Raw genomic sequence first — 26,298 nt, forward strand, 5'->3', positions numbered from 1 at the left:
TACTGATTATTTTAGAAGTACACAAATAAACATGGTAGTCATTAATATTTTTCAAATTAATTCCGCAACCAATAAATCTTGATAACTCAAGATTTTTCAAACGTACTCTCTAAAAACAATCCTTATTCAGTTAGTTTAGTTAAAAACTACCTCTTTGCGCATATTTACAACACCTTTTCATTTATATTTTTTTCATGTTTATATTTAAGTCTATTTATATTATACATAAATTTAGTATTTTTTCAACAGTTTGCCTTATATTAGTTAACCATTAGTTAACCATTAGTTAATCTTTCACATTTTATTGTTCCGGTGCTTATATTGTACTTTTATCAGATTAACTTTTTAAGTATACATTGCTAAAATGAAACAAATCAAAGAAAACGTGCTGTATTAGTTACCACAACTAATACAGCACATTTTCTCATCTTTATTTTCCACCTAGAAAAATAAACTTTCGTTTTATGTATGGTGGAGGTGAAGCGTAACCTTTAAAATCCATCACTTATATTACATGTAAAATTAACATATCCTTTCTAGCCAAACTTTTATATCATTTTTTAAAGTAAAATCTCCTCTACCCGCATCAAGATATTTTATACCTAATAAATCTGTTGCTATCTTGGGACTATTCTTGCACATAAAAATAACATTTTTTCTTCCCTTAGTACCAACAAATAACCCATACTCCAATAAAACATTATCTCTTACAGAGTTGACAACACTTTCTCTATACCATGTCTCATCTTCTCCATTGAATACAAATAGGGCAGCATCTACTTGTTTAGATACCTTAATCAAGCTTTCTAATGTAAAATCCCCTGCAACAAATGTTGAAGAGTCGCTCCAAGCTACAACCTCACAATTAAATTCTTCGAGAAATCTTGCTAATCTTTCCATCTCACTTTTTGCTTCTTTTGAGCTTCCTATAAATATTTTCATTTTATTATCCCTCTTTCTTACTAACTCAATAACTTTATTAGAACCTAATAAAAACTTATTCTCTATTAATGTTCCACTAACCAAATCAATATTATTTTTTTCATCTAACCCCATCATTTCATTTTTATCAATATTATAAGTTATCCATCCCTTTTTTAAAATTACATCATTTTCAATCTCAGCACAACAACTTTTACAAATGTAAATATTACTTTTTATTTTTCTTTCATAAGCAATACAATTTGCTCCACAATTATTACATTTAAAATCATATTTATAACTTAATACATACTCTTTATGTAGATAGTCAGCAAAGTCTTTCATTTGAGCCTTGTCTATATTCAATAAGTCCATTAATCGCCCAGGGCTTATGTTTTTTAGTTCATTAACCGACATATTCTTTCCTATATCTTTCAATTGTGTTAAAAGATTTTTTTTCATATTTTTTATACATCCTCCAAATTTTATTATAATCTTCTTCTGTATAATTTTTTTGATTTAATATTAAAATTGACAATCTGTCTTTCTCCGAAGCATCAAATTTGACTTCAATACTATCACTTTTTCTTTTATGAGCTATACTTAGTGCAAATACATTCTCTACAGCCTCTATTGATTTTCTCATACTCATAAAGGTTCTTGAGCACACTATTACTTTAGCATTATCTTCACCTGCAAGTCTTGCTGTGTTTTTCTCTTTATCATTAAACTTAATACTTGTAATTACAGCTGAAACATTATTCTTACTGAAAAGGTCAATATCTTCATTAAAAAAATAATCTGCTACAACTAATTGTTGTAAAACCTTATTTATCTCATCCTTTAAATCTATTACCCCTTTGTTAATTATTTTTTTCCCCTGTGCATCATCTTCCACATTAATAATATCCATATTATCTATGACATTATTAATAAATCCTTCTATATACTCATCCATCTCAGTTAGAGAATTATAATTAGGTACAATATTATATAATTCTTCTAATAATCCTTTGCTCATATTATATAGAACCTTTTGATGTTTATAATCATGCGTAATAGTCTCAAAGTCCATTACTAATTTAAAATCTTCAAATATCTTGTCCAATGTAGCTTTAGGTCTATGTTCTTTTTCAGGTATTCCATACTGATTTCTTATCTTAATAATAAGTAACTTATTATCCAAATCAAACTTTATTGGTATAAAACAACACGAACTACTTTGTCTACCATTTAAATTAATTTGAATATATCTTGCCAAAATTATATCAACGCATATAACCTTTCCTTCTTCATCAACTAATGTATTCATTGCAACAATCTTTATTGGAGTATCTTGATGAACTACTGTTGATATAATTTCATTAAAATTTGTTGAATTTATGTTATAACTTTCTGATAATCTTTCATTCCATACTTGTTCGTCTCTCATCTTTTTACAGCTTACAATTTCAAAAATATTTATCATGTTACTTCTTCCATAAAATAGTTCTTGAAATAAAAATTCATTTAATTCTGTTGAAGTTATTCTCTTATTATCTAACAATTCACCAATCCATAAAGTAGTATCCTTGCCACTTTCGCCTTCACCCTTTATACAACCTTTACTCTTTAAAAAGTTTATTAAACTATTCTCATTTATATTTTTTATTAACGAACCATTTACATACATATAAACTCCCTCCCAAGTATATCCTTATAGACATAATTATACCATTTATCCTTTCTAATGTCATAAAAAAATCCACGACATTCCTGTCGTGGATTTCATGGTGGAGGTGACGGGAATCGAACCCGTGTCCGAAGGTGATATGCCTGAGGCATCTCCGAGTGCAGTCCTATGGTTTAACATTCCCTCTACAGGACGCCCATGGACAGGCTTCCTGCTTTAGTAGCTTCATTTATTCCGTCCTCAGGTCAAAGCTTTCCAGAGTGCGGTTCCCTACTAATCGGCGCCCTATCCCAGGCCGTAGGCCTCCCGGGTAGAACGAACAGCTATATTAAGCTGCTAATGCAAAATTGTCTTCTGCGTTTATCTTTAATCCCTAGTTTTTTAAGGCGGGTCCAGAGTTCCCTCCACTCGCTTCCTCAGACATCCCCACCCCCGTCGAAACCAGGGCACCCCCATATTATTTAGGTGTACTGGCAGAGAGTTTCGCATTGTCTGATTATCTATATTTAGTTTTTAGAAATTTTATCTCCGAAAACAGAAGCACTTCCCTTTTCGGCAATTACTATATTACACTACTTTAGCCCATTATTCAATAGGATTGTTATTTCATATTTTTCAACATTTTATTAAATAAGCTTTAATAACCTTATTTACAATTATTATCCCAAGGATACAACTTCATCTAAAATATACATAAGTCTTTCTCCTGAAATCCCTTGTTCATCTTTTATTTCTTGAAGCTTTTTAGTTATTTTTGGTTTTAAATTTTCTAAATAGTCTATGGTAAAAGGTAAATATCCTTCAATAGTTTTTACATATTCCTTAGAAAAATACTCTTTGCTTAAGCCTATGGAAAATAGTATAAGCATTATACAGTTATTTTTTATTAATTCCTTTAATCTAACTTCATTGTCTTTATTTTTGCATTGAAGATTATCCACTAAATCCATGGTGAAATTAATTAGTTTATTTGATATAGTATCTAAACAATACTTTCCTGCTAATTGAGACATAAGGGTTATATGGTTATTTTTTAAGTCTTCCTTTACATCCTGCAAATCATCTCCTAGTTGAAGTAAAAATCCATAGCCCATGCAAAACTCTATTTCCTCTGGGGTCATTTCTCCCCTAACTAGATAACCATCCACCAGTACAGAGGATCCCCCTTTTAGAATGGATATTCCTAATATATCCTTATCATAGGGTATAGTTACCTCTTCTTGCTGCTCTAAGCTTCTAATTTGTCCATTATTTATTTGCAGCAGGCTTTCATATACTTTAGGATATTCCCTTCTAGGAAAAACCTCTTCTATATTTTCTACCAATTTATAAACCTGAGCTTCATGGTTATTATTATAGGAAATATTTTCTCCCTTTAATCTCTCCTGTAGCCTATTATTGAATTTATTTTTCTCACTGCTTCCTATATATATATCATCTAAATAATTATCTGTATAAGGATAAAGCATGCTATATCCAAAAATAGCTTTAGTAAGGCTTACTTCCTCTCCCATAACCGCTTGCAGTATATTAATAATCCAAACATTTCTCATAGCTTGGCCTATATCTTCTAAGTTAAGCTTTTTATCAAACTCCCTAGAGGCTTTAATAAAATTCTCTGTACTTTTAAAAAACCTTTCTTTTAAATCTTCATCGAAATTCTCCAGTTTAAATAGCTTATCTTTTTTCATAAGCTCTCTAAGAAATTTATCACCTTTACTTTTCCACTGTTTCTTTTCCACTTCACTTTTAGGAAAGCTTTTTATATGATTTACTACTGTATCTATAAGTTTATCTAATTCTTTTTCTCTTTTTTTCTTTTGAAAATAACTAATCTTATCTATATTAAGTTTAAAGGTATTGCTGGAAACCCACCATTTTTCTCTAAACAAATCATAGTAGTATTGTAAATGAATATCTCCCATTTCTTATTCCCCTACCATCACTTATTTATATATATTTTATGTAATTATAACATATATTTGAAACAATTTTTTAGCCTACAGAATAAAATAAATCTGCAGGCTAAGGCTTATATGAAAAATATAGCTGCTATAGTGGTGGCAATAAGTCCTATCACCACAGGTTTTAAATTTTTCCTAGTAAGCTCAAAGGGGTCTACTCCACACATGGCTGCAGCTGGTATAACTGCCCAAGGAATTAAAGTTCCCCCTCCTATCCAAATCCCAGATATCTGCCCTAAAGCTGTAAGGGTGGCTGTACCTGAACCTAACCCTGTGGAAAAAAGCCTTGCTACGGAGCCAACTAGAGGGATACCCGAAAACCCTGAACCATCAAGGCCTGTTATGGCTCCTACTGCAGTTAAGGTTATAGAAGAAACAGTAGCGTTTACTGGCACTATAGATGCTAATGCTAAGCCTAAGTCATTTACTATGCCTTTAGAAGCTTCTGGAAGTACCTTGCCAAAGATATCTAATATGGCAGAATCTCCTAGATAGAAAAATGCTGCAATGGGTATAACCACTCCAAATATTCTGAAGCCGAATTGAAGACCTTCCACCATATGAGCTGTCATCTTTTCAAATACAGCTTTTTTGTAGGCTAATGCTCCAATAACTGCTAATATCACTAGTGCTGTGCCTCCTATTAAAGCTGTGGCATCTCCCCCTTGAAGTTTGGCTTTATACATTATTGCTATATCTGCCGCAAATAGTACAAGCATCATAAGGGCTAAAAGATTTTTAGTTCTAGAGGAAAAATTAACATCTAATTTATTTTCTTCTAAATAATCCTCCTTAGCGTTTTCTAACTCATCCTTGTATACTCCATTTTTAATTTCCTTCTTAAGTAAAATAAAAGCAGTTATAGTGGTAACAAGTCCCATTACTATAGTAAGGGGAATGCTTGCTCTCATAACCTCACCTACAGATATTCCAGCGGCATCTGATGTTAGCTTAGGAGCTGCCTGTATTATATAATCTGTGGATAATGCAATACCATGCCCAAATAAATTCATAGCCATGGCTACACCTATGGCTGGCAATCCAGCTTTTTTCCCTATAGGAAGGAAAATAGCTCCTATTAAAGCCACTGCTGGAGAAGGCCAGAAGAACCAGGATATTATCATCATTACTATACCTATAACCCAGTATGCCATATCATAATTTTTAATGAATCTTTTAAAAGGTGATATCATAGCTTCATTAATTCCTGAAGCCATTAATACTTTACTCATGGCTGTAATTACAGAAATTATAAATATAGTGGGCATAAGCTCTTTGGTGGCATAAATAAGACCATTAAAAATTCCCATTAGAGCTTTATAAACTGAAGAAGTTCCTAGGAGACCTAAAACAAAAACTCCTATAATTGAAACTAGTGTGGTATCCTTTTTCATTACCATAAATGCAATAATTATGATAATAAATAATAGATAAATATAATGCATGGATGTAAGCACAACTTCCATAAATTCCTCCTTAAAAAATTGGTATGTAGCTTTATTACTGTTCATTGATTATTTTGCTTACAAAATTGGTTAAGGAGGATTATATATTATAGATATGCAGAATATAAAAAAAAGTACCAGACAAGTGATAAGTGACAAGGTGCTTAATGTAGCAACTTGTCACTTATCATTTGTCTGGCAGATTTTATCTCATTCTCTCTTTAAATTCTCTTTCAATATCACGCTTATGTGCTTTTTCCAGCATAGCATCTCTCTTATCGTAGTTCTTTTTACCTTTGCATACTCCAAGATTCACTTTAACCCTTCCATTTTTAAGATAAAGTGAAAGAGGTATTAAAGTATAACCATCTTGAGATACAAAACCTAAAAGCCTTTTTATTTCACTTTTATGAAGGAGCAATTTTCTATCTCTTAAAGGATCCACATTAAATATATTCCCTTGCTCATAGGGGCTTACATGCATATTTCTTATAAATATTTCGCCATTTCTCACTTCTCCGTAACTATCCTTAAGGTTAGCTCTTGCTGCCTTAACAGATTTAACTTCTGTGCCTACTAGCTCAATACCTGCTTCCATGGATTCTTCTACAAAATAATCGTGCCATGCTTTTCTATTTTCAGCTAAAGTTTTATTTTCATTTTTCTTTGCCATAATCTCACCTACTGTGGTTTTTACTATTTTAACTTAATTCTAATAATACCACACATTCAATGGAGAATCTATATATGGTTAATATGAGGCAAGGCTTTGCTTTATTAAATTTTTCCTAATTTTAACGGCTTTAAGGTCTCCTCTATGGTTTCTAAATCACTTCCGCTGCTAATGGCTACAGCTGCAGTTACTCCACCTTCTACTAAGGCTGCATCTATAATCTTTATTTTATTTTTTCTTTCTTCTTCTATTTCATCCATTACCATATCTACAGTCATATAGGTGCTTCCTAAATCAAATAATACTATAACTCCCTCTTCCCTATATGCTTCCTTTAAAACCTTTAAAGTTTCATCATAGTCTGATCCAATGCCTCCATCTGCAGTACCACCCACCATATATAAATCTATTTCCGGAGTCATTTGCATAATTAATTCCTTAAGTCCTTGAACTAATTTCTTGCTATGGGATAACAATACCAAAGAAATCATTTTACTCCTCCTTCTTTTGTAAATACTCATATATAGTGTTTATAATTATATAGCTGGAAGTAGCACCTGGATCTTGATGGCCTATGCTTCTTTCCCCTAAATAACTGGCTCTGCCCTTTTTTGCAATTATGTTCTTTGTTTGCTCCATTTCCTTAAAAGCCATTTCTCTAGCTTCTTTTAATGCTTCCAAAGGGGTTAGATTTTTATTTATTGATTCTTCTATACTTTCTGATACAGGAATTAAAACATCTAGCATGGTTTTATCCCCTTTATCTCCTTTGCCTCTTAACTTTATTCCATCTATAGAAACCTTAAGCATTTCACTAAAATCCTTTAAATCCATGGTTTCTTTTCCTACTCCCATAGGGGTAGCTTTCATAAAGGCTGTGCCATATAAAGCTCCTGAAGCTCCACCTACTGTGGAAACTAAACTCATGGCTACTGTTTTTAATACTTCTCCCACATCCTTTGGGTTAGAGGAATTTAGCTTTTGCATAACTACTTGAAAACCCTTGTTTAAATTGATGCCATGATCACCGTCACCAATAGCTGCATCTAAATCTGTAAGGTATTGCTTATTTATTTCTATATTTTTTGTTATTTCTTTAAAAACTTCCACTACATTATTTACATCTAAACTCATAAAAACACTTCCTTTATAATAAGTTTTTACTTAATTCTCTATATTAATTATAGCAATATTTTTTCAATATTCTATTAATTTAGAAAAACAAGAGTAGTAAGATATACTTACTACTCCCATTAAGTAAAGATAAATTAAATGGCTTAAATATTATATAATCTTAAAACCTGGTGTATCTGCTGGTGCATCTAATAAACTCTTAAGCTCCTCATCAAGCTTTAATAAGCTAATGGAAAAACCAGCCATCTCTATGGAGGTCATATACTCTCCTACAAAAGTTTTATAAACCTTTATCCCCTTTTCCTTTAACATAGAATGCACTTTTCTATTAGCTATATAAAGCTCCATAAGTGGAGTTGAGCCTAGGCCATTAACCATCACTGCCACTTCGTCATTCTTTAAATCCATGTCATCTAATACTTTATTTAGTAGATGCTCTACAATTTCATCCCCGCTCTTTAAATCTTCTCTATGAGTTCCTGGTTCTCCATGGATACCCATACCTATTTCCATTTCCTTTTCTCCTAGGGTGAAATTAGGTTTTCCCGCTGCTGGAACAGTACATGGGCTTAAAGCCATACCCATACTTCTTACATTAGCAATAACCTTTAAAGCTACATCCTTTACCTCTTCTAAAGAACTTCCGCTCTCAGCCTTAGCTCCTGCAATTTTATGAACAAATACTGTTCCTGCAATACCGCGCCTACCAATAGTCCAGGTGCTATTTTCCACTGCCACATCATCATCTACTACCACATGATCAACCTTTATGCCGTCCATTTCCGCCATTTCCTTGGCCATTTCAAAGTTCATCACGTCCCCAGTATAGTTTTTAACTATTAGTAGTACACCACTATCTGTGGCAACAGCTTTGATAGCTTCATATACTTGGTCTGGTGTAGGAGAGGTAAATATCGACCCAGCTACTGCTGCATCTAGCATTCCCTTACCTACAAATCCACCATGGGCGGGTTCATGTCCACTTCCTCCACCACTTACCAATGCAACTTTACCTTCTACGGGAGAATTTCTCCTAACTAGAACATTTGCATTTTCAAGCTTTTTAATATATTCAGGATGAGCATAAACTATGCCTTCCAGCATTTCTTCCACCACATGTTCAGGATTGTTAATTACTTTTTTCAATACTATTACCTCCTATTAGAATATTCCATTAAATAGAAGTGCTGCACATAAACCTCCTAGTATTGGAGCAATTACTGGTATCCATGCATATCCCCAATCTGAATGTCCTTTATCTTTTATAGGTAAGAAAGCATGAGCTATCCTAGGTCCTAAATCTCTAGCTGGGTTAATAGCATAACCAGTGTTTCCACCTAAGGATAAACCTATTACCCAAATTACTAAACCAACCACTACAGGAGCTAGTCCGTCTACCATTTTTGTGTTTCCAATACCTAATAAAGCAAATACTAACAAAAATGTACCTATAAATTCTGCTATAAAACTATATAGGGTACCTCTTATAGCAGGAGCTGTACAGAAAATTCCTCTCTTAGTATCTTGATCTTCTGTAGCATCAAAATGAGGCTTATAGTGAATATAAACTAAACAAGCACCGGCTATACCACCTAGCATTTGAGCTATAATATATCCTGGAACATTGGCCCATGCAAAATTTCCTATGGCTGCATTAGCAATGGTAACTGCTGGGTTAAAATGTGCACCTGATACTGGTCCAAAAATGTATACTGGTACAGCAACTGCTAAAGCCCAACCAGTAGTAATAACTATCCATCCGCCATTGTTACCTTTAGTTTTATTTAGTACAACATTTGCAACTACTGCATCCCCAAGCAATACTAATATCAAAGTCCCCAAAAATTCTCCCAAATAAATTGACATTTTATTTCCCCCTAAACCATTTATTTTAATTAATTATTCTTCCCAAGCTGTAGCTCTCTTCACAGCTTTATGCCACCCTTTTAATAGTTCTGCTCTCTTTTCTTCACTCATTTGTGATTCAAAGTTTCTTGATATTGCCCAGTTCTTACAAACATCATCTTTATTCTTCCAATAACCAACTGCTAGTCCAGCTAAATATGCTGCCCCTAAAGCTGTAGTTTCAATTACTTCTGGTCTATCAACTTGAACACCTAAAATGTCTGATTGGAATTGCATTAAGAAGTTATTAGCGCAAGCTCCACCATCTACTTTTAAGGCTTGAAGTTCAATGCCTGAATCTTCTTGCATAGCCTTTAAAACGTCGCTGGTTTGATATGCTAAGGACTCTAAAGTAGCTCTTATAAAGTGCTCTTTTTTAGCTCCTCTTGTTAAGCCCACAATAGTTCCTCTTGCATATTGATCCCAATATGGTGCTCCAAGCCCTACAAAAGCAGGAACCATATAAACCCCATTGGTATCTTCCACTGCAGTAGCATATCTTTCTGATTCTGCAGCATTTTTTATCATTCTTAATTCATCTCTAAGCCATTGAATGGCAGCTCCAGCTATAAATATACTTCCTTCTAAAGCATATTCAACTTTACCATCTATGCCCCAAGCTATAGTAGTAAGTAAACCATTTTTAGATTCAACTGCTTTTTCACCAGTGTTCATCAATAAGAAACAGCCTGTCCCATAAGTATTCTTAGCTGTTCCTGGTTCATGACAGCATTGTCCAAATAAAGCTGCTTGTTGGTCTCCAGCTATACCTGCTATTGGAATTTCACTTCCAAACAATGAATCTTCAGTATTGCCATATACATAACTAGATGGCTTTACTTCTGGAAGTATTGATTTTGGTATATCTAAAATTTCAAGTATTTCATCATCCCACTTAAGTTCATGAATATTATATAATAATGTTCTTGAAGCATTGGAGTAATCGGTTACATGAACTTTACCCTTAGTTAAGTTCCATATAAGCCATGTATCTATTGTTCCAAATAGTATATTACCTTTTTCTGCTTCTTCCCTTACCCCTTCTACATTGTCTAAAATCCATTTAACTTTTGTTCCAGAGAAATAAGCATCTAGGATTAATCCTGTCTTTTCTCTGAACTTATCTGCCAAACCTTGTTCTTTTAGTTTTGTGCACATATCTGATGTTCTTCTACATTGCCAAACTATAGCGTTATAAACAGGTTTCCCTGTATTTTTGTCCCATACTACTGTGGTTTCTCTTTGATTTGTAATACCTATACTAGCTATATCTGCTGCGGTAATACCTATTTTTGCCATAGCCTCTGAAGCTACTCCTACTTGAGTGGACCATATCTCCATAGGATCATGTTCTACCCACCCAGCATTAGGATAAATTTGAGTGAATTCTTTTTGAGCTACACTCTCAATTAATCCTTTCTCATTAAAAATAATACATCTTGAACTAGTTGTCCCTTGGTCTAGCGCCATTACGTATTTTCCCACATTCATCTCTCCCTTTTTCTTTTTTTGTAAACACTTACTTATATAGAAATGGTCTTGCAAACAATTTAAAAATCGTTTTGCTTAACTCATATTCTCCTATTAAAATTTTATGTCATAGCTAAGAATCACTTCACTCCCACAACTCTTGAGCAGTGGTGGAAATGGCCATAGCTCCTGCAGCTAAGGATTCCATAACTTCTTTCTTTGTGTTAATTAGCCCTCCTGCAATTATTGGGAGTCTAATTTGCTTTTCTAAAGACTTTATTATCTTACTTGCAACTCCTGGCATAACCTCCACAGCACTAGGCTGAGATGCCAATATACTCTTTATTGCTGTATCTAAAGATAACGAGTCTATAATAAATATTCTTTGAATAGTATAAAGGCCTAAATTTTTAGCATACTTTATATAACCTTGTTTAGTGGTTATTACTCCAAAGGGGTTAGCATATTCTTTAATAAATTCAATTCCCTTCTGGTCACTCTTCAAACCTTCAATCATATCTAAGTGAACAAAAACCACTTTTTTCTTTTCCTTTAATTCCTTACATATTCTCCCAATACTTAGAAGAGAACCATATAATACAAATACTATATGTACATTACTGTCCTTAACCTTATTTAGATCATTATCATTTCTAATGGCAGCTACTACTGGGTTTTCAATTAATAACCCCTCTAAGTCAATCATTAATACATTCCCCCTTCACCTTAAAAACAAAGTCTTATAATCCAATTGTTTGTTAAATGAAGCTAAAAATTTTATTTATACTTTTATTTATATATAAATTATTTATTTTATGTGAAAAATTAATAAAAAAAGCCGCAATTAACACAAAATTTAATTGCGACTCTCCTAAACTCAGCCTACTTTAAATTACCTACTTATAGCGTACTACAAAAAGTAAAAGTTTACAATAAAAAACTTTCATTTTTCCTTGTTAACTTTTAAACAATATCATCTTCTTCAGAACCCTCTGGCAAATTTAATGAATTTTCTTCTTCATCATCATCCAAATCATCAAATATACTCTTATCAGTATCTTTCTTGTTACCTCTAGTTATAACACCATATTCATCCTCTACGATATCAAAGAAAATATCCCTAGAATCAATATCCACCTTACTGCACTGTACTTTTACAGCATCTCCAAGACGGTATATCTTTTTAGTTCTTTCCCCAGTAAGGGTTAGATGATTTTCATCATAGATATAAAAATCATCATCCATGCTGCTTATATGAACTAAACCTTCTATAGTGTTAGGAAGTTGAACAAATGCTCCAAAGCTAGTGATGGAGGAAATAAGTCCATTAAATACTTCTCCAATCCTTTCCTTCATGTACTCTGCTTTTTTAAGATCATCCACTTCACGTTCTGCTTCTTGAGCCAATCTTTCCATTTCAGAAGATTGTTTAGAAGCATTATCCACTATAGTAACAAGCTTTTTAGACCTTTCGTCACTAATTTTTCCATTTATGAATTCTTTAATGATCCTATGAATTTGAAGATCAGGATATCTTCTTATAGGAGATGTAAAGTGGCAGTAATATCTTGCCGCTAACCCAAAGTGCCCTACACTTTCCGGAGAGTACCTAGCTTGCATCATAGAACGAAGAAGCAGTGTGCTTACTACGGTTTCTTCCTTTTTCCCCTTTACCTTTTCCAGTATATCTTGAAGAATCCTTGGATGAATTTCTTTTCCAACTCTTACTGTATAGCCTAGATTATGAATAAAATTAGAGAATCTTTCTAATTTTTCTTCATTGGGATTTTCATGAATTCTATATACAAAAGGTATGTTAGTCCAATACATATGTTCAGCTATAGTTTCATTGCACACCAACATGAACTCTTCAATTATTCTATTGGCAATCTCTCTTTCATAAGGCTTAACATCAACTGGTCTTCCTTTTTCATCCAATATAATTTTTGATTCTTCAAAATCAAAATCTATAGCCCCTCTACCTATCCTCTTTTTATTTAAAATATTACATAGCTCTTCCATGGCAAGAAAATCTTCATAAAGATAATCATATCTCTTTATGAGGTCTTCATCCTTATCTTTTAAAATCTTAGTTACATCGGTATAGGTCATTCTTTCACTGGTTTTAATTATACTCTCAGCTATTTCATGCTCTAATACCTTACCTTTATTGTCTAAGGTCATTATACAGCTTAGGGCAAGTCTATCTACCTTAGGATTAAGCGAACATAAGCCGTTAGATAACTTTTTAGGCAGCATAGGTATAACTCTATCTATTAAATAAACTGAGGTTCCTCTTTTAAAGGCTTCTTTATCTAATGGACTTTTCTCTTTAACATAATATGTAACATCTGCAATATGAACCCCTAACTTGTAAATACCATTAGGAAGCTTTTCAATGGATACAGCATCATCTAAATCTTTTGCATCTTCTCCATCTATGGTAACCATTCTTACCGCTCTAAGATCTTTTCTTCTCTTATATTCGCTTTCTGGAATTTCATCTTCAAGAGAATCGGTATAATTTATTACTTTATCAGGGAATTCTTCTGGTAATCCATACTTTTTAATGATAGTGAGTATATCAATACCTTTTTCTCCTTTTTTGCCTAAAACTTGTATAATGGTACCTTCAGGATTTCTCCTTTTATCTGGCCATTCTGTGATTTCTACTATAACTAAATCCCCAGTTTTAGCATCGTTTCTTTCAGATTTTGAAATAAATATATCGTTTTGTATTCTTTTATCCTCTGGAACCACAAATCCAAAATTTCTACTATCTTCATAAACTCCAATAACTGTTTTATTTACCCTTTCTACTATTCTTGTAATCTCTCCTTCTCGCCTTTTACCTGTAGCATCTTCCTTGGTAACCTTTGCTATAACTTTATCTCCGTTCATACAACCGTTTAAGAAAGAACTAGGTATAAATATATCTTCTACTCCTTCTTCTTCTGGTATAACGAAACCATATCCTCTAGGATGTACTTGGATTTTCCCCGCTACTAATCCCATCTTTTCTGGGAGTCCAAATTTATCTGCTCTTGTTCTTATTATGAGACCTTCTCTTTCCATGGTTTTGACAGTCTTTTTAAAGGTTTTATAATCATTCTTTTCTATATGGAATGCTGTAGCCAATTCTTGAATATCCATAGGTTTATAGACATTTTCTTTCATAAATTCAATTAAAGCTCTTTTAATGTTCATGGTCAAACCTCCAAACAACAAATTAATTATTTCTTGGGAAATAGTATTTTTAGTTTTCCCATAATTCCTTTGTTAATGCTAACTATATTATAACATTTTCCATATTACAAGAAAACTTTTATAAAATTTCATTGAAAAGTAAAACACAATGAGAATTAATTATAAATTCTCATTGTGTTCTAATCTTTTATTTAAATAAGTTTAAAAGTATGCCGCCAAACTTTAATATAATAGGTGCAAATACTAAAGAAACAATAGTCATTAGTTTTATTAGTATATTCATGGCTGGACCAGCTGTATCCTTAAAAGGATCACCTACTGTGTCCCCTACTATACCAGCCTTATGAGCCTCACTATTTCTTCCACCATGAGCTCCTGATTCTATATACTTTTTAGAGTTATCCCAAGCTGCTCCAGCATTGGCCATTAATATAGCCACTAATACCCCCGTAGCAATAGCTCCTCCAATGAGGCCTCCTAAAGCTTCTGGTCCAAGTAAAATACCTACACCAAGAGGAATTACAATGGCTAAAACTCCTGGTAATACCATTTCTCTCAATGCAGCTGTGGTAGATATATCTATGCAAGTAGCATATTCTGGAGTAGCTTTGCCTTCCATTATTCCTGGTATCTCTTTAAATTGTCTTCTTACTTCTTCTACCATCTCATGGGCTGCTCTTCCTACAGATTCCATAGTGAGAGCACCATAAAGGAAAGGAAGCATGGCACCTATGAGCACCCCTACTAAGGTGGTAGGAGCTAATAAATCTATAATTTTAATATCCACCGCTTGAGCATAAGCAGCAAATAAAGCTAATGCGGTTAATGCTGCAGAACCAATGGCAAAGCCTTTTCCTATGGCTGCAGTGGTATTACCTACAGAATCCAGCTTATCTGTAACTTCTCTAACACTATGAGGAAGGGAAGCCATTTCAGCAATGCCTCCAGCATTGTCTGCAATAGGTCCATAGGCATCTACAGAAACTACTAATCCTGTAGTAGAAAGCATACCTACTGCCGCTAATGCTATTCCATAAAGTCCCAAGGTAGGGTCAGTGTTTCCCCCCATCACAAAATATGAGAACAATATTCCTACTGCAATTAATATTATAGGCCACATAGTAGATTTCATTCCTACAGCAAGTCCTGATATTATAGTAGTTGCTGATCCAGTCTCAGCTTGTCTTGCCACCTCTTTAACACTTTTATAATCTGCTGAAGTATATATTTCAGTGATTTTTCCTATAAGAAGTCCTACTATAAGCCCTGCTGCAATAGCTGAAAAACCTTTAAAGTCACCAAAGGTTGTGTATCCAACTACAGCTGCACCTATTATCATTAGTATACCTGATATATAGGTTCCTATATTAAGGGCTTTCTGAGGGTTCTCCGCCTTACTAGTTCTAACCACTATAGCACCAATAATTGAAGCCACTACTCCTACAGCCGACAATATCATGGGAAATACTATTCCTTTATTATTATTAAAAGCTGCTGCTCCTAAGGTTATAGCTGAAATAATGGACCCCACATAGGATTCAAAAAGATCAGCACCCATGCCAGCTACATCCCCAACATTATCTCCCACATTATCTGCAATAACAGCAGGGTTTCTAGGATCATCCTCAGGAATTCCAGCTTCTAGTTTTCCTACTAAATCTGCCCCTACATCCGCTGCTTTTGTGTATATTCCACCTCCAACTCTGGCAAACAAAGCTATGGAACTTGCTCCTAAACCAAAGCCAGTTAAATAATATGCATTTAAATTAAATATAATTGCTAATAGACCAAGGCCTATAACTCCTAATCCAACCACGCTCATCCCCATAACAGCTCCACCGGAAAAAGCTACCTTTAAAGCTGACTGTTGACTATGTTTTGCTGCTTCTGCAGTTCTTACGTTAGATTTCACTGCTACTTTCATACCAAAATATCCCGCCAGTATAGAAAAAACGGAACCTACCACAAAGCATATTGCTGTAGGTACATTAATAAATCTTCCTATAATAACGGAAACTACCACTATAAAAACTGTAAGGTATCTGTACTCTCTCCTTAAAAAAGCCATAGCTCCCTGTTCAATATATCCTGCTATTTCCTTCATTCTTTCATTTCCTGAAGGCTGTGCTGTTATGCTTTTAGCAAGGATAAATGCAAACAAAAGAGCTGCGGCGCCACTTATGGCTAATACAATAGAGCTATTCATAATATTCCTCCTCTAGTGCACGTAATATATGCTATTAATAGACATATAACGTATGCTATATATTGGTAATATCTATATAATATCACATATTAATTCAAAATGTTATACTTTTACATGAAAATTCTCTCAATTTTTGAAAAATAAAAAGCTGCCTTATGTTTATAAGTCAGCTGGAAAGTTTTATACTATTTTACTAAATTTAATGCTAGAGTATTTATTGCGAATAATATAGCAGATACTATAGTTACTCTATAGAGTGCCGCTTCTCTTGTTCTCTTTTTGTTCTTGCTAAAAAAGGTTTCTGTAGTTCCTTGCATTAACCCTCTTAATCCATCAGATTTACTAGGCTGCATTAATACAGATACGATTAAAACTATAGATAATATAACTTCCAAAACAAACAATGCCATTCTCATTTAGATTCACCTCCATAGAGTACAAAATCATCTTTTCCATTTTAGCATAATTTCTACTAATTTACAACTAAATAATATGTAAGAGAATAGATAAGAGCTAAGAGGTAAGAAGTAAGAGGTAAGGATAAAACTCCGATGTTGGACATCGGAGTTTTGTATATTTAGCTGTTAAATAAGCTTACTTATTTAAGTTCTTTATGTTCTTTACGTTGAAGAATGCATCTAATCCTCTGTATTCAGCAACTTCGCAAAGTTCATCCTCAATTCTTAATAATTGATTGTACTTAGCAACTCTTTCAGATCTTGCTGGAGCACCAGTTTTGATTTGACCAGCATTCATTGCTACAACTAAATCAGCTATAGTAGTGTCTTCTGTTTCACCGGATCTGTGAGAAACCACTGCAGTGTAGCCTGCTCTGTTAGCCATTTCTATAGCATTGATAGTTTCAGTTAAAGTACCAATTTGGTTAAGTTTTATAAGTATAGAGTTAGCAACACCCTTATCTATACCCATTTTTAATCTCTTAGAATTAGTTACGAATAAATCGTCTCCAACTAATTGAACTTTGCTTCCTAATCTGTCAGTTATAAGCTTCCAGCCTTCCCAGTCTTCTTCTGCCATACCATCTTCAATGGAGATGATTGGGTATTTTTCTACTAGTTGAGCATAGTATTCCACCATTTCAGCAGCAGATAACAATTTACCTTCGCTAGCAAGGTTGTATTTTCCATCTTCAAATATTTCTGAAGATGCTGGGTCTAAAGCTATGAATATATCTTTTCCTGGAGTGTATCCAGCTTTCTTTATAGCTTCTACTATAACTTGGATAGCTTCTTCGTTGGATTTTAGGTTTGGAGCAAATCCACCTTCGTCACCTACTCCAGTTTCATGTCCTTGTTCTTTTAGGTATTTCTTAAGTGCATGGTAAACTTCTGAACACATTCTTAATGCATCGCTGAAGCTTTCAGCACCTGCTGGCATAATCATGAACTCTTGCAGGTCTACAGAGTTATCAGCATGTTTTCCACCGTTTATGATGTTCATCATTGGAACTGGAAGAACTTTAGCATTAACTCCACCTATGTATTTGTATAGTGGAAGTCCAAGATAGTTAGCTGCTGCTTGAGCTACAGCTAAAGAAACTCCTAATGTTGCATTAGCACCAAGTTTAGCTTTGTTTTCTGTTGCATCTAATTCTATTAAAGTTTTGTCTATTAATGGTTGTTCAAAAACATTCATTCCTATAAGCTCTGAAGCTACAAGGTCATTAACATTTTCAACAGCCTTTAATACACCTTTTCCATTATATTTTGATTTATCATCGTCTCTTAATTCTACTGCTTCATAAATACCTGTAGAAGCACCTGATGGTACAGCTGCTCTTCCCATAGTTCCATCTTCAAGAACTACTTCAACCTCAACAGTTGGGAAACTTCTAGAATCAAGAATCTGTCTTGCATAAACATCTACTATTTCTACATATTGTTTTTGTAGCATTTTTAAAAAACCTCCTTGATGTTAATTGGCTTTATATTAATTAAATAATTAATTAATAATATAAACATAGTTTAATTTTTAGCATATTAAAAGGTTAATATACATTTAAGTTTTAACCTTTTAATATACATTTAATTTACAAACTTAATTATTAAATTAATGATTTTCCAGTCATTTCTGATGGAATTTCTAATCCCATTTCTTTAAGCATGGTAGGGGCTATATCTGAAAGCTTTCCACCATCTTTTAATGATTTACCTACTGCATCCTTAGATACATATAAGAAAGGAACTGGATCAGTGGTGTGTGATGTCATTGGAGCACCAGTGGAATAATCAATCATGATTTCTGCATTTCCATGATCTGCAGTGATAAATACTGTTCCATCCTTATCAAGAACCTTTTGAACCACTTTTCCAAGACACTCATCCACAGCTTCTATTGCTCTCTTAGCTGCTTCAAAAACGCCTGTATGTCCAACCATATCAGGGTTAGCATAGTTCATGATAATCATATCATAAACATCCATGTCTAGTCTTGTTAAAATTTCTTGAGTCATTTCATAAGCACTCATTTCAGGCTTTAAATCGTAAGTTGCAACCTTTGGTGAAGGTATTAAAGCCCTGTCCTCACCTTCATTAGGCACTTCTACACCACCATTAAAGAAGAAGGTTACGTGAGCATACTTTTCAGTTTCAGCAATTCTAAGCTGTTTAAGGCCTTTATTGCTTACATACTCTCCTAAAGTGTTAGAATAGCTTTGAGGAGTATATGCAACAATTACGTTCTCAAGAGTCTTATCATACTGAGTCATAGTAACATAAGTTAAATCTAGATTATTTCTTTCAAATCCAGCAAATATCTTATCATTTAATGCTCTTGTTATTTCTCTAGCTCTATCTGGTCTAAAGTTAAAGAATATAACTGAATCCTTATCTTTTATTGTTGCCGTAGGTTTTCCGTCTTCTAGTATAACACAAGGAAGCACAAACTCATCGGTTTTGTTATCGTGATATGAATTTTCCATGCACTCTACAGCGCTATTTGCTGTTTCACCTTTACCTAACACCATGGCATTGTAAGCAAGCTGAACTCTTTCCCATCTGTTATCTCTATCCATAGCATAATATCTTCCACTGATAGTAGCTATTTTACCCACTCCAACTTCTTTCATACAATCTTGAATTTCTATTACGAAATCTTTTCCTGAAGCAGGCGGTACATCTCTTCCATCCATAAATCCGTGAAGATATACTTTTTGTAAGCCTTTTTTCTTTGCCATTCTAATTAAAGCTTTTATGTGATCTATATGAGAGTGAACTCCACCATCGGAAAGCAACCCTAACAAATGTAATGAAGAATTGTTTTCTTTAGCTCTATCCATAGCTATATTTAAAGCTTCGTTATTGTAGAAATCACCATCTTCAATAGCTTTTGTTATTCTTGTTAATTCTTGATAAATTATTCTTCCTGCACCTATATTTAAATGTCCAACTTCAGAATTTCCCATCTGTCCTGTTGGAAGTCCTACATCCATTCCACTTGCTTGAAGCTCAGTATGAGGATAGGTAGCAAAAAGTTTATCATAATTTGGCTTTTTTGCAGCCTCTACTGCATTTCCATCGGATTTTGGTGCAATACCAAATCCATCTAATATTATTAACATTACTGGTTTTTTTGCCATAGTTAACCTCCAAAATCGACATTAATAATTATATTTACTGCTTTTGCTACCTTTAATTATACTCTGTACAGCAACAAAATACAACTTAATAAATATTATTTATCTTTTAATAATTAATATCTACTATAAATTTTAGTAGTTAACAATAGCAGCAAAATCTGATGCTATAAGGCTGGCTCCGCCTACTAAAGCACCATCTATGTCTGATTGTTCCATTTGTTCTTTTATAGTTGAAGGTTTAACGGAACCACCATATTGAATTCTTACTTTATCAGCTACTTCCTTGCCAAATCCTTTAGCTACCATAGCTCTTATAGCTTTAATAGTATCATTAGCTTGTTCTGAAGTTGCAGTCTTACCAGTGCCTATGGCCCAAATTGGCTCATAAGCTATAATTAAGCTTTCTACTTGCTCTGCTTTAAGTCCTTCTAAATCTTTCTCAATTTGAGTTCCTATAACAGCTTCAGTTTTATTGCCTTCTCTTTCTTCAAGAGATTCACCAACACATAGTATTGGGATAAGATTGTGTGCAAAAGCCGCTTTTAGTTTTTTATTAACAGTTTCATCTGTTTCAGCAAAGTACTGTCTTCTTTCGCTGTGTCCTATAATAACATAATCTACTTTCATAGCTTCTAACATTCCTGAAGCAACTTCTCCAGTAAAGGCACCTTTTTCTTCAAAATGCATATTTTGTGCGCCCACTTTAACATTAGAACCTTTAGCTGCTTTTACCACAGCATCTAGACATACAAAGGTTGGACAAACTACCACTTCACAGGAAGCATCCTTTACTAATGGTTTTAAATCTTCTACTACCTTTACAGCCTCTTCTACTGTGTAATGCATTTTCCAATTTCCTGCAATAATTGCTTTTCTCATTTACAACACCTCATTCTCGCATTTTAAATGCAGAGCAGAACTTTCGCCCTGCTCTATATTATTTATCGTTTAAAGCTGAAATACCTGGAAGTTCTTTTCCTTCTAAGAATTCTAAGGAAGCTCCTCCACCAGTGGAGATATGAGTCATCTTATCTCCAAATCCTAAAATATTTACTGCAGCAGCGCTGTCTCCACCACCGATTATAGTAGTAGCATCTGTTTCTGCTAATGCTTTTGCAACTTCTACTGTACCTTTTGCAAAGTTTTCAAATTCGAAAACTCCCATAGGTCCGTTCCAAATTACAGTTTTAGAATCTTTTACAGCATCTGCATAAATCTTTGCTGTTTTAGGTCCAATATCTAATCCCATGTGACCTTCTGGGATGTTTTCATCTTCAGTTATAATTGGCTTAGCATCTGCTGCAAATTTATCTGCTACCACATTATCTACAGGAAGTAATAGCTTAACATTCTTGCTAGCTGCTTTTTCTATCATTTCTTTAGCATAGTCTACCTTATCAACTTCTACTAAAGATGTTCCAATTTCATAACCTTGGGACTTAAGGAAAGTATAAGCCATTCCTCCACCAATTATTAATGTATTAACCTTCTCTAAAAGATTATTGATTACATTAATCTTATCTGAAACCTTTGCTCCTCCAAGTATAGCAACAAAAGGTCTCTGTGGATTTTCTATAGCTCCACCTAGGAACTTTAACTCTTTTTGGATTAAATATCCACATACAGCAGTATCAACGAATTTTGTTACCCCTACTGTAGAACAGTGAGCTCTGTGAGCTGTTCCAAAGGCATCATTAACATAAACATCTGCTAAGGAAGCAAGGTCTTTTGAAAAACTATCTTCATTTTTTCCTTCTTCTGGTCTAAATCTAGTATTTTCAAGAAGAACTACATCTCCTTCTTTCATGTCTTTTACAGCTTTTTTTGCATTATCTCCTACTACTACATCATCTGCTGCAAAAACCACTTCTTTACCTAACATTTCACCTAATCTTTTAGCTACAGGTGCTAAGGTCTTAGATGGGTCTGGTCCTTTGGCTTTTCCAAGGTGTGAGCATAAGATTACCTTTGCTCCTTTTTCCATTAGATATTTTATTGTAGGAAGTGCTCCTTCTAATCTATTTTCATCAGTTATAACTCCATCCTTTAAAGGAACATTAAAGTCACATCTAACAAGCACTCTTTTGCCTTTTACGTCTATATCTTCAATAGTTTTCTTATTAAAATTCATATTTCCACCTCTTTTTAGTGTGATTTATAGGTAATAAGCTATTATAGTAAAATGGCCTGGGTTTATAGCCCAAATCAACTACAAAACCAGACCTATTTTAAATCTTTAAATACTTATAATCAAATGTTTAAATTACTTTAATAATTTAGCAAAATGTTTTATAGTTCTAACCATTTGGCTAGTGTATGAATTCTCATTGTCATACCATGCAATTGTTTGAACTTGATATAAGTCTTCTCCTATTTTAGAAACCATTGTTTGAGTTGCATCAAATAATGAACCATAAGTGATTCCGATGACATCAGAAGATACTATTTCTTCTTCAGTATAACCGAAAGATTCATTTGAAGCAGCTTTCATAGCAGCGTTAATTCCTTCAACTGTAACATCTTTTCCTTTAACAACTGATGTTAAAATTGTTGTAGAACCAGTTGGAACTGGAACTCTTTGTGCAGAACCGATTAATTTTCCTTTTAATTCTGGAATAACTAATCCTATAGCCTTTGCAGCTCCTGTTGAGTTTGGAACTATGTTTACAGCTGCTGCTCTAGCACGTCTGAAATCACCTTTTCTATGTGGACCATCTAATAACATTTGGTCTCCTGTGTAAGCATGGATTGTTGACATAATACCAGATTGAATTGGTGCATAGTCATTAAGAGCTTTAGCCATTGGAGCTAAGCAGTTAGTAGTGCAAGATGCCGCTGATATTATGTGATCCTCAGATGTTAATACATCATGGTTTACATTGTATACAACTGTTGGAAGATCGTTGCCAGCTGGAGCTGAAATAACAACTTTCTTAGCACCTGCATTAATGTGTGCTTGAGATTTTTCTTTTGATACATAGAATCCAGTACATTCAAGTACTACATCTACTCCAATTTCTCCCCATGGAAGTTTTGAAGCATCAGCTTCAGCATATATTTTTATTTCTTTTCCATTAACAACTATAGAAGATTCTTTAGCTTCAACTGTTCCTTGATATCTACCTTGAGAAGAATCATATTTTAATAAGTGTGCTAACATCTTAGGATCTGTTAAATCGTTGATTGCAACAACATCAAATCCTTCTACTCCAAACATTTGTCTGAAAGCAAGACGTCCTATTCTTCCAAAACCATTAATTGCCACTTTAACATTTGACATATAATTACCTCCTAAAATTTATTTAATATTTAAAAAAATATTTACCAATTATTATATTGAAGAAAAGCAGCTTATTTATGCATTTACATTTAATAATATTAATAGTTCTTTTGCTGCTGCTTCATCGGTAACTAACGTAGCTTGACTTTGATTTATGCAAGTTGATAGTATAGCTTCTACTTTACTTTTGCCACCAGCTACCGCTATATGGGTTTTAATTCTAGCACTATCATTAATACTAATGCCTAAGGTAGGAGTACAGTATACAACCTTACCTTCATAGTTAAAATAGCATCCGAAGGCTTCACCTACAGCACCCAGAGAATTAAGATTTTGAATTTCTTTTTCAGAAATACCTCTTTTTCGCGCCATATCTTCTGCTCTTCCTATACCATATAAAAATATATCTGCTTTATGTATGCTTTCTATAGTTTCTCTTATTTCTTTTTCTTTTATTAGTGTATCCATCACTTCTTCACTTATATTTTCAGGAACATGAAGCATCTTGTAATTTCCATTAAGCTTTTGAGCAAGTACAGATGCTAAGGTATTGGCTTGAGTCTCTACCTTTTTACCCATGCCTCCTCGTGAAGGAACTACTAATATGTTGTTAAACTGAGTTGTTTTAGGAAAACTATCTACTACTTCCCTTATAGTGCTTCCACCTGTTATAGCAAGTATAGAATTATCTTTTATAATACTTTTTATGTAATTTGCTGCAGATTTTCCTAATTCTTTTAACACAGTCTTATCTTCATCTAAATCTCCTGGGACTACTATAACTTTATTAACACCTAAGTTTTCTTTTAAAGCCTTCTCAATGCTGGTAAGACCTTTAAGCTCATGTATATAATCCTTAAGCTTTTCGATAATTTCTTCTCCATCTTTTGTTACCGTCATGCCTGGAGGATTTATGTCAATGAGATTTTGATCTTTTAAAAAACCTATTTCAGTTCTTACAATCCTTTCGCCTAGTTCTAATTTGTTAGCTAGAATTCTCCTACCAATAGGTTGATTAAAATATATGGTACGAAGAATGCTATATCTCTTTTCGAGTATTTCGATAAGCTCAGGAATAATCTTCATTTGTAATCTTAATATTTCCTGCAAGATAAGCACTCCTTTGGTCTTTTCTTGTCCCGCTCTTTAAATTTGTGTCCCACAAGTACTATTATAAACTAAAGAATATGATTTTAAAAGGGTATTTTAAAATTTTTTTGTAAATAAACTTTATTTTGCTAATACTATTATTCTCTGGATAGGGCTATTTTATTAATAATTTTATCACTATTACAGTGGTAAATAAATACTAATTTAGTAAACATTTTGTCAACATAATTATAAGAATAGGTAAGAGTGAATAGGTAAAAAAAGCATATAATCATAGGATTACATGCTTTTTTTAAAATCTTTTTCTTTTACTTGAACTTTTTATATCCATTTCTTCCCTATACTTGGCTACAGTTCTTCTAGAAATATCATATTGCATTGCATTAAGAACATCACAAATTCCTTGATCAGACATGGGTTTACTTTTGTCTTCTTCATCTATAAGTTCTTTTATCTTTTTCTTTATATTAGTAGTGGCTACATCTTCATTGGAATAGTTCTTTTGAATTCCCGTTACAAATAAATCTTTTATCCTAACGGTTTTTCTACCTGTTAATATATATTTATCTTTAATGGCACGACTTACCGTGGATTCATGCATTCCTATCTCCATAGCTATGTCCTTAAGAGTCATAGGTTTTAAATAGTCCTCTCCATTATCAAAATATTCCTTCTGTCTTTCAATAATTTTTTCTAAAACTTTATATAAGGTACTTCTTCTGCTTTCTATTCCTTTTATTAAAAACATTGCAGAATTAAGTTTTTCTTTTACATATTCTGTAGCTTCCTTATCTTTCTCTTCCTGTATTATTTCCTTATACATATTATTAACTGACAACTTAGGAAGAACAGTATCATTCATTATTATAAAATATTCCCCATCTATATTTCTTATATAGGCATCAGGGATAATATACTTAGTATCCTCCCCTGTGTAAAAACCTCTAGAAGGTTTTGGTTCCAAAGTCTTTATTATATCTCCTAAAGCTTGAGCTTCTACAGTTGATATATTCATTTCCTTAGCTATAACTGGATACCTGTTATCCGCAAGATTTTCCAATTCTCTTTCCACCATAGTAAAAAGGTTTTCATCCTTAAAATCTCTACGAATAAGTTGTATTTTAAGACACTCCTTTAAATCCCGTGCTGCAATTCCTGGTGGGTCTAGGCTTTGCACTAAATTTAAAGCATCTTCAGCCAGTTCCATGGAAATATTTATTTCTTTACTTATTTCCTCTAAAGATACTGGCAAGTATCCTCTTTCATCTATATTTTCTATTATATAGTCACATATAGAATTAATATATTTTTCCTGACTTGTGTCTATAATTTGCTCATGCAAGTATTCCTTAAGGGATTTTTTATTGCTTATAAAGGTAAAGGGCGAAATTTCAGAATCCTCATCATAGTTTGAATAACTTTGAGATCCATAGTTATCGAACTCAAAATACTTTACCATCTCTTTATAATTAATTCTATCTTGAACTTTAGCTTCTTCTTGATTTTTCTCATATTGAGCCTCTAGTATCGGGTTTTCAGAGAACTCTTTATCTATATATTCCTTTAATTCTAAAGTAGACATTTGTAAAAGCTTAATTGATAGCTGCATGGCTTGGGTCATAACTAATTTTTGTTCCTGTGTTAAATTCAAATTATAATCTAATCTCATTATAAATCACCATACAATCCTAAAAGTTTTATAATTATTATATC

General features: G+C 33.3%; 21 protein-coding genes and 1 other RNA gene. All 22 read right to left on the bottom strand.

The genetic code is table 11. From position 1 onward, the window contains the following. Positions 1–522 precede the first annotated feature (522 nt). Positions 523–1,383 (bottom strand): TIR domain-containing protein, encoded by an 861-nt coding sequence (locus BUA82_RS12015; RefSeq protein ID WP_073008401.1) that lies wholly within the window; start codon positions 1,381–1,383, stop codon positions 523–525. Further along, positions 1,328–2,593, bottom strand: coding sequence for a hypothetical protein (locus tag BUA82_RS12020; RefSeq protein WP_073008404.1), 1,266 nt, complete (start codon positions 2,591–2,593; stop codon positions 1,328–1,330). The genes BUA82_RS12015 and BUA82_RS12020 overlap by 56 nt, the downstream gene beginning before the upstream one ends. A 98-nt stretch (positions 2,594–2,691) precedes the next feature. Beyond that, positions 2,692–3,047: a transfer-messenger RNA gene (ssrA, locus tag BUA82_RS12025) on the bottom strand. A 205-nt stretch (positions 3,048–3,252) separates the two neighbouring features. Then, positions 3,253–4,518: a hypothetical protein gene (locus BUA82_RS12030; protein WP_073008407.1), complete on the bottom strand. Its 1,266-nt coding sequence runs from the start codon at positions 4,516–4,518 to the stop codon at positions 3,253–3,255. Between the two features lie 107 nt (positions 4,519–4,625). Then, positions 4,626–6,023, bottom strand: coding sequence for a hypothetical protein (locus tag BUA82_RS12035; protein WP_073008410.1), 1,398 nt, complete (start codon positions 6,021–6,023; stop codon positions 4,626–4,628). Between the two features lie 184 nt (positions 6,024–6,207). Then, the gene (gene smpB, locus BUA82_RS12040) at positions 6,208–6,675 is read right to left on the bottom strand and encodes an SsrA-binding protein SmpB (protein WP_073008413.1); all 468 of its coding nucleotides are present in this window, start codon (positions 6,673–6,675) and stop codon (positions 6,208–6,210) included. Between the two features lie 104 nt (positions 6,676–6,779). Beyond that, positions 6,780–7,166 carry a dihydroxyacetone kinase phosphoryl donor subunit DhaM gene (gene dhaM / locus BUA82_RS12045; protein WP_073008417.1) on the bottom strand — a complete coding sequence of 129 codons (387 nt, stop codon included), beginning with the start codon at positions 7,164–7,166 and terminating at the stop codon, positions 6,780–6,782. A 1-nt stretch (position 7,167) separates the two neighbouring features. Then, on the bottom strand, positions 7,168–7,809 hold the full coding sequence (gene dhaL / locus BUA82_RS12050) for a dihydroxyacetone kinase subunit DhaL (RefSeq protein WP_073008420.1): 642 nt from the start codon (positions 7,807–7,809) through the stop codon (positions 7,168–7,170). Positions 7,810–7,959: 150 nt separating this feature from the next. Beyond that, positions 7,960–8,955 carry a dihydroxyacetone kinase subunit DhaK gene (gene dhaK / locus BUA82_RS12055; RefSeq protein WP_073008423.1) on the bottom strand — a complete coding sequence of 332 codons (996 nt, stop codon included), beginning with the start codon at positions 8,953–8,955 and terminating at the stop codon, positions 7,960–7,962. Between the two features lie 15 nt (positions 8,956–8,970). Then, positions 8,971–9,675 (bottom strand): MIP/aquaporin family protein, encoded by a 705-nt coding sequence (locus tag BUA82_RS12060; protein ID WP_073008425.1) that lies wholly within the window; start codon positions 9,673–9,675, stop codon positions 8,971–8,973. Positions 9,676–9,708: 33 nt separating this feature from the next. Continuing rightward, the gene (gene glpK, locus BUA82_RS12065; protein WP_073008428.1) at positions 9,709–11,199 is read right to left on the bottom strand and encodes a glycerol kinase GlpK; all 1,491 of its coding nucleotides are present in this window, start codon (positions 11,197–11,199) and stop codon (positions 9,709–9,711) included. 130 nt (positions 11,200–11,329) lie between these two features. Then, positions 11,330–11,887, bottom strand: a complete 558-nt coding sequence (locus tag BUA82_RS12070) for a glycerol-3-phosphate responsive antiterminator (RefSeq protein ID WP_178140730.1) — start codon at positions 11,885–11,887, stop codon at positions 11,330–11,332. A gap of 260 nt (positions 11,888–12,147) precedes the next feature. After that, entirely contained in the window at positions 12,148–14,391 is a 2,244-nt protein-coding gene (gene rnr, locus BUA82_RS12075) for a ribonuclease R (RefSeq protein WP_073008432.1), read from the bottom strand. A 187-nt stretch (positions 14,392–14,578) separates the two neighbouring features. Beyond that, on the bottom strand, positions 14,579–16,597 hold the full coding sequence (locus tag BUA82_RS12080) for a sodium-translocating pyrophosphatase (protein WP_073008434.1): 2,019 nt from the start codon (positions 16,595–16,597) through the stop codon (positions 14,579–14,581). A 185-nt stretch (positions 16,598–16,782) separates the two neighbouring features. Then, positions 16,783–17,013, bottom strand: coding sequence for a preprotein translocase subunit SecG (gene secG / locus BUA82_RS12085; RefSeq protein ID WP_073008436.1), 231 nt, complete (start codon positions 17,011–17,013; stop codon positions 16,783–16,785). 178 nt (positions 17,014–17,191) lie between these two features. Further along, positions 17,192–18,511: a phosphopyruvate hydratase gene (eno, locus tag BUA82_RS12090; protein ID WP_073008438.1), complete on the bottom strand. Its 1,320-nt coding sequence runs from the start codon at positions 18,509–18,511 to the stop codon at positions 17,192–17,194. A gap of 151 nt (positions 18,512–18,662) precedes the next feature. Continuing rightward, positions 18,663–20,195, bottom strand: a complete 1,533-nt coding sequence (gene gpmI, locus BUA82_RS12095; RefSeq protein ID WP_073008440.1) for a 2,3-bisphosphoglycerate-independent phosphoglycerate mutase — start codon at positions 20,193–20,195, stop codon at positions 18,663–18,665. Between the two features lie 132 nt (positions 20,196–20,327). Continuing rightward, positions 20,328–21,074, bottom strand: coding sequence for a triose-phosphate isomerase (gene tpiA / locus BUA82_RS12100; RefSeq protein ID WP_073008442.1), 747 nt, complete (start codon positions 21,072–21,074; stop codon positions 20,328–20,330). A 58-nt stretch (positions 21,075–21,132) separates the two neighbouring features. Then, the gene (locus BUA82_RS12105; RefSeq protein WP_073008445.1) at positions 21,133–22,326 is read right to left on the bottom strand and encodes a phosphoglycerate kinase; all 1,194 of its coding nucleotides are present in this window, start codon (positions 22,324–22,326) and stop codon (positions 21,133–21,135) included. 132 nt (positions 22,327–22,458) lie between these two features. Beyond that, on the bottom strand, positions 22,459–23,475 hold the full coding sequence (gene gap / locus BUA82_RS12110; RefSeq protein ID WP_073008448.1) for a type I glyceraldehyde-3-phosphate dehydrogenase: 1,017 nt from the start codon (positions 23,473–23,475) through the stop codon (positions 22,459–22,461). Between the two features lie 75 nt (positions 23,476–23,550). Continuing rightward, on the bottom strand, positions 23,551–24,585 hold the full coding sequence (locus BUA82_RS12115; protein WP_073008451.1) for a sugar-binding transcriptional regulator: 1,035 nt from the start codon (positions 24,583–24,585) through the stop codon (positions 23,551–23,553). Positions 24,586–24,877: 292 nt separating this feature from the next. Continuing rightward, complete coding sequence (gene rpoN / locus BUA82_RS12120) at positions 24,878–26,254, bottom strand: RNA polymerase factor sigma-54 (protein ID WP_073008455.1); 1,377 nt, start codon at positions 26,252–26,254, stop codon at positions 24,878–24,880. Between the last annotated feature and the right edge of the window lie 44 nt (positions 26,255–26,298).

This window comes from Clostridium amylolyticum (genome assembly GCF_900142075.1).
Classification (GTDB): Bacteria; Bacillota; Clostridia; order Clostridiales; family Clostridiaceae; genus Clostridium_AA; species Clostridium_AA amylolyticum.

Excerpts from the sequence above, each read along its gene's own strand:
- BUA82_RS12015 (WP_073008401.1), bottom strand. The coding sequence starts at position 1,383 with ATGAAAAAAAATCTTTTAACACAATTGAAAGATATAGGAAAGAATATG.
- BUA82_RS12020 (WP_073008404.1), bottom strand. The coding sequence starts at position 2,593 with ATGTATGTAAATGGTTCGTTAATAAAAAATATAAATGAGAATAGTTTA.
- BUA82_RS12030 (WP_073008407.1), bottom strand. The coding sequence starts at position 4,518 with ATGGGAGATATTCATTTACAATACTACTATGATTTGTTTAGAGAAAAA.
- BUA82_RS12035 (WP_073008410.1), bottom strand. The coding sequence starts at position 6,023 with ATGGAAGTTGTGCTTACATCCATGCATTATATTTATCTATTATTTATT.
- smpB (WP_073008413.1), bottom strand. The coding sequence starts at position 6,675 with ATGGCAAAGAAAAATGAAAATAAAACTTTAGCTGAAAATAGAAAAGCA.
- dhaM (WP_073008417.1), bottom strand. The coding sequence starts at position 7,166 with ATGATTTCTTTGGTATTGTTATCCCATAGCAAGAAATTAGTTCAAGGA.
- dhaL (WP_073008420.1), bottom strand. The coding sequence starts at position 7,809 with ATGAGTTTAGATGTAAATAATGTAGTGGAAGTTTTTAAAGAAATAACA.
- BUA82_RS12060 (WP_073008425.1), bottom strand. The coding sequence starts at position 9,675 with ATGTCAATTTATTTGGGAGAATTTTTGGGGACTTTGATATTAGTATTG.
- rnr (WP_073008432.1), bottom strand. The coding sequence starts at position 14,391 with ATGAACATTAAAAGAGCTTTAATTGAATTTATGAAAGAAAATGTCTAT.
- BUA82_RS12080 (WP_073008434.1), bottom strand. The coding sequence starts at position 16,597 with ATGAATAGCTCTATTGTATTAGCCATAAGTGGCGCCGCAGCTCTTTTG.
- secG (WP_073008436.1), bottom strand. The coding sequence starts at position 17,013 with ATGAGAATGGCATTGTTTGTTTTGGAAGTTATATTATCTATAGTTTTA.
- eno (WP_073008438.1), bottom strand. The coding sequence starts at position 18,511 with ATGCTACAAAAACAATATGTAGAAATAGTAGATGTTTATGCAAGACAG.
- gpmI (WP_073008440.1), bottom strand. The coding sequence starts at position 20,195 with ATGGCAAAAAAACCAGTAATGTTAATAATATTAGATGGATTTGGTATT.
- tpiA (WP_073008442.1), bottom strand. The coding sequence starts at position 21,074 with ATGAGAAAAGCAATTATTGCAGGAAATTGGAAAATGCATTACACAGTA.
- BUA82_RS12105 (WP_073008445.1), bottom strand. The coding sequence starts at position 22,326 with ATGAATTTTAATAAGAAAACTATTGAAGATATAGACGTAAAAGGCAAA.
- gap (WP_073008448.1), bottom strand. The coding sequence starts at position 23,475 with ATGTCAAATGTTAAAGTGGCAATTAATGGTTTTGGAAGAATAGGACGT.
- rpoN (WP_073008455.1), bottom strand. The coding sequence starts at position 26,254 with ATGAGATTAGATTATAATTTGAATTTAACACAGGAACAAAAATTAGTT.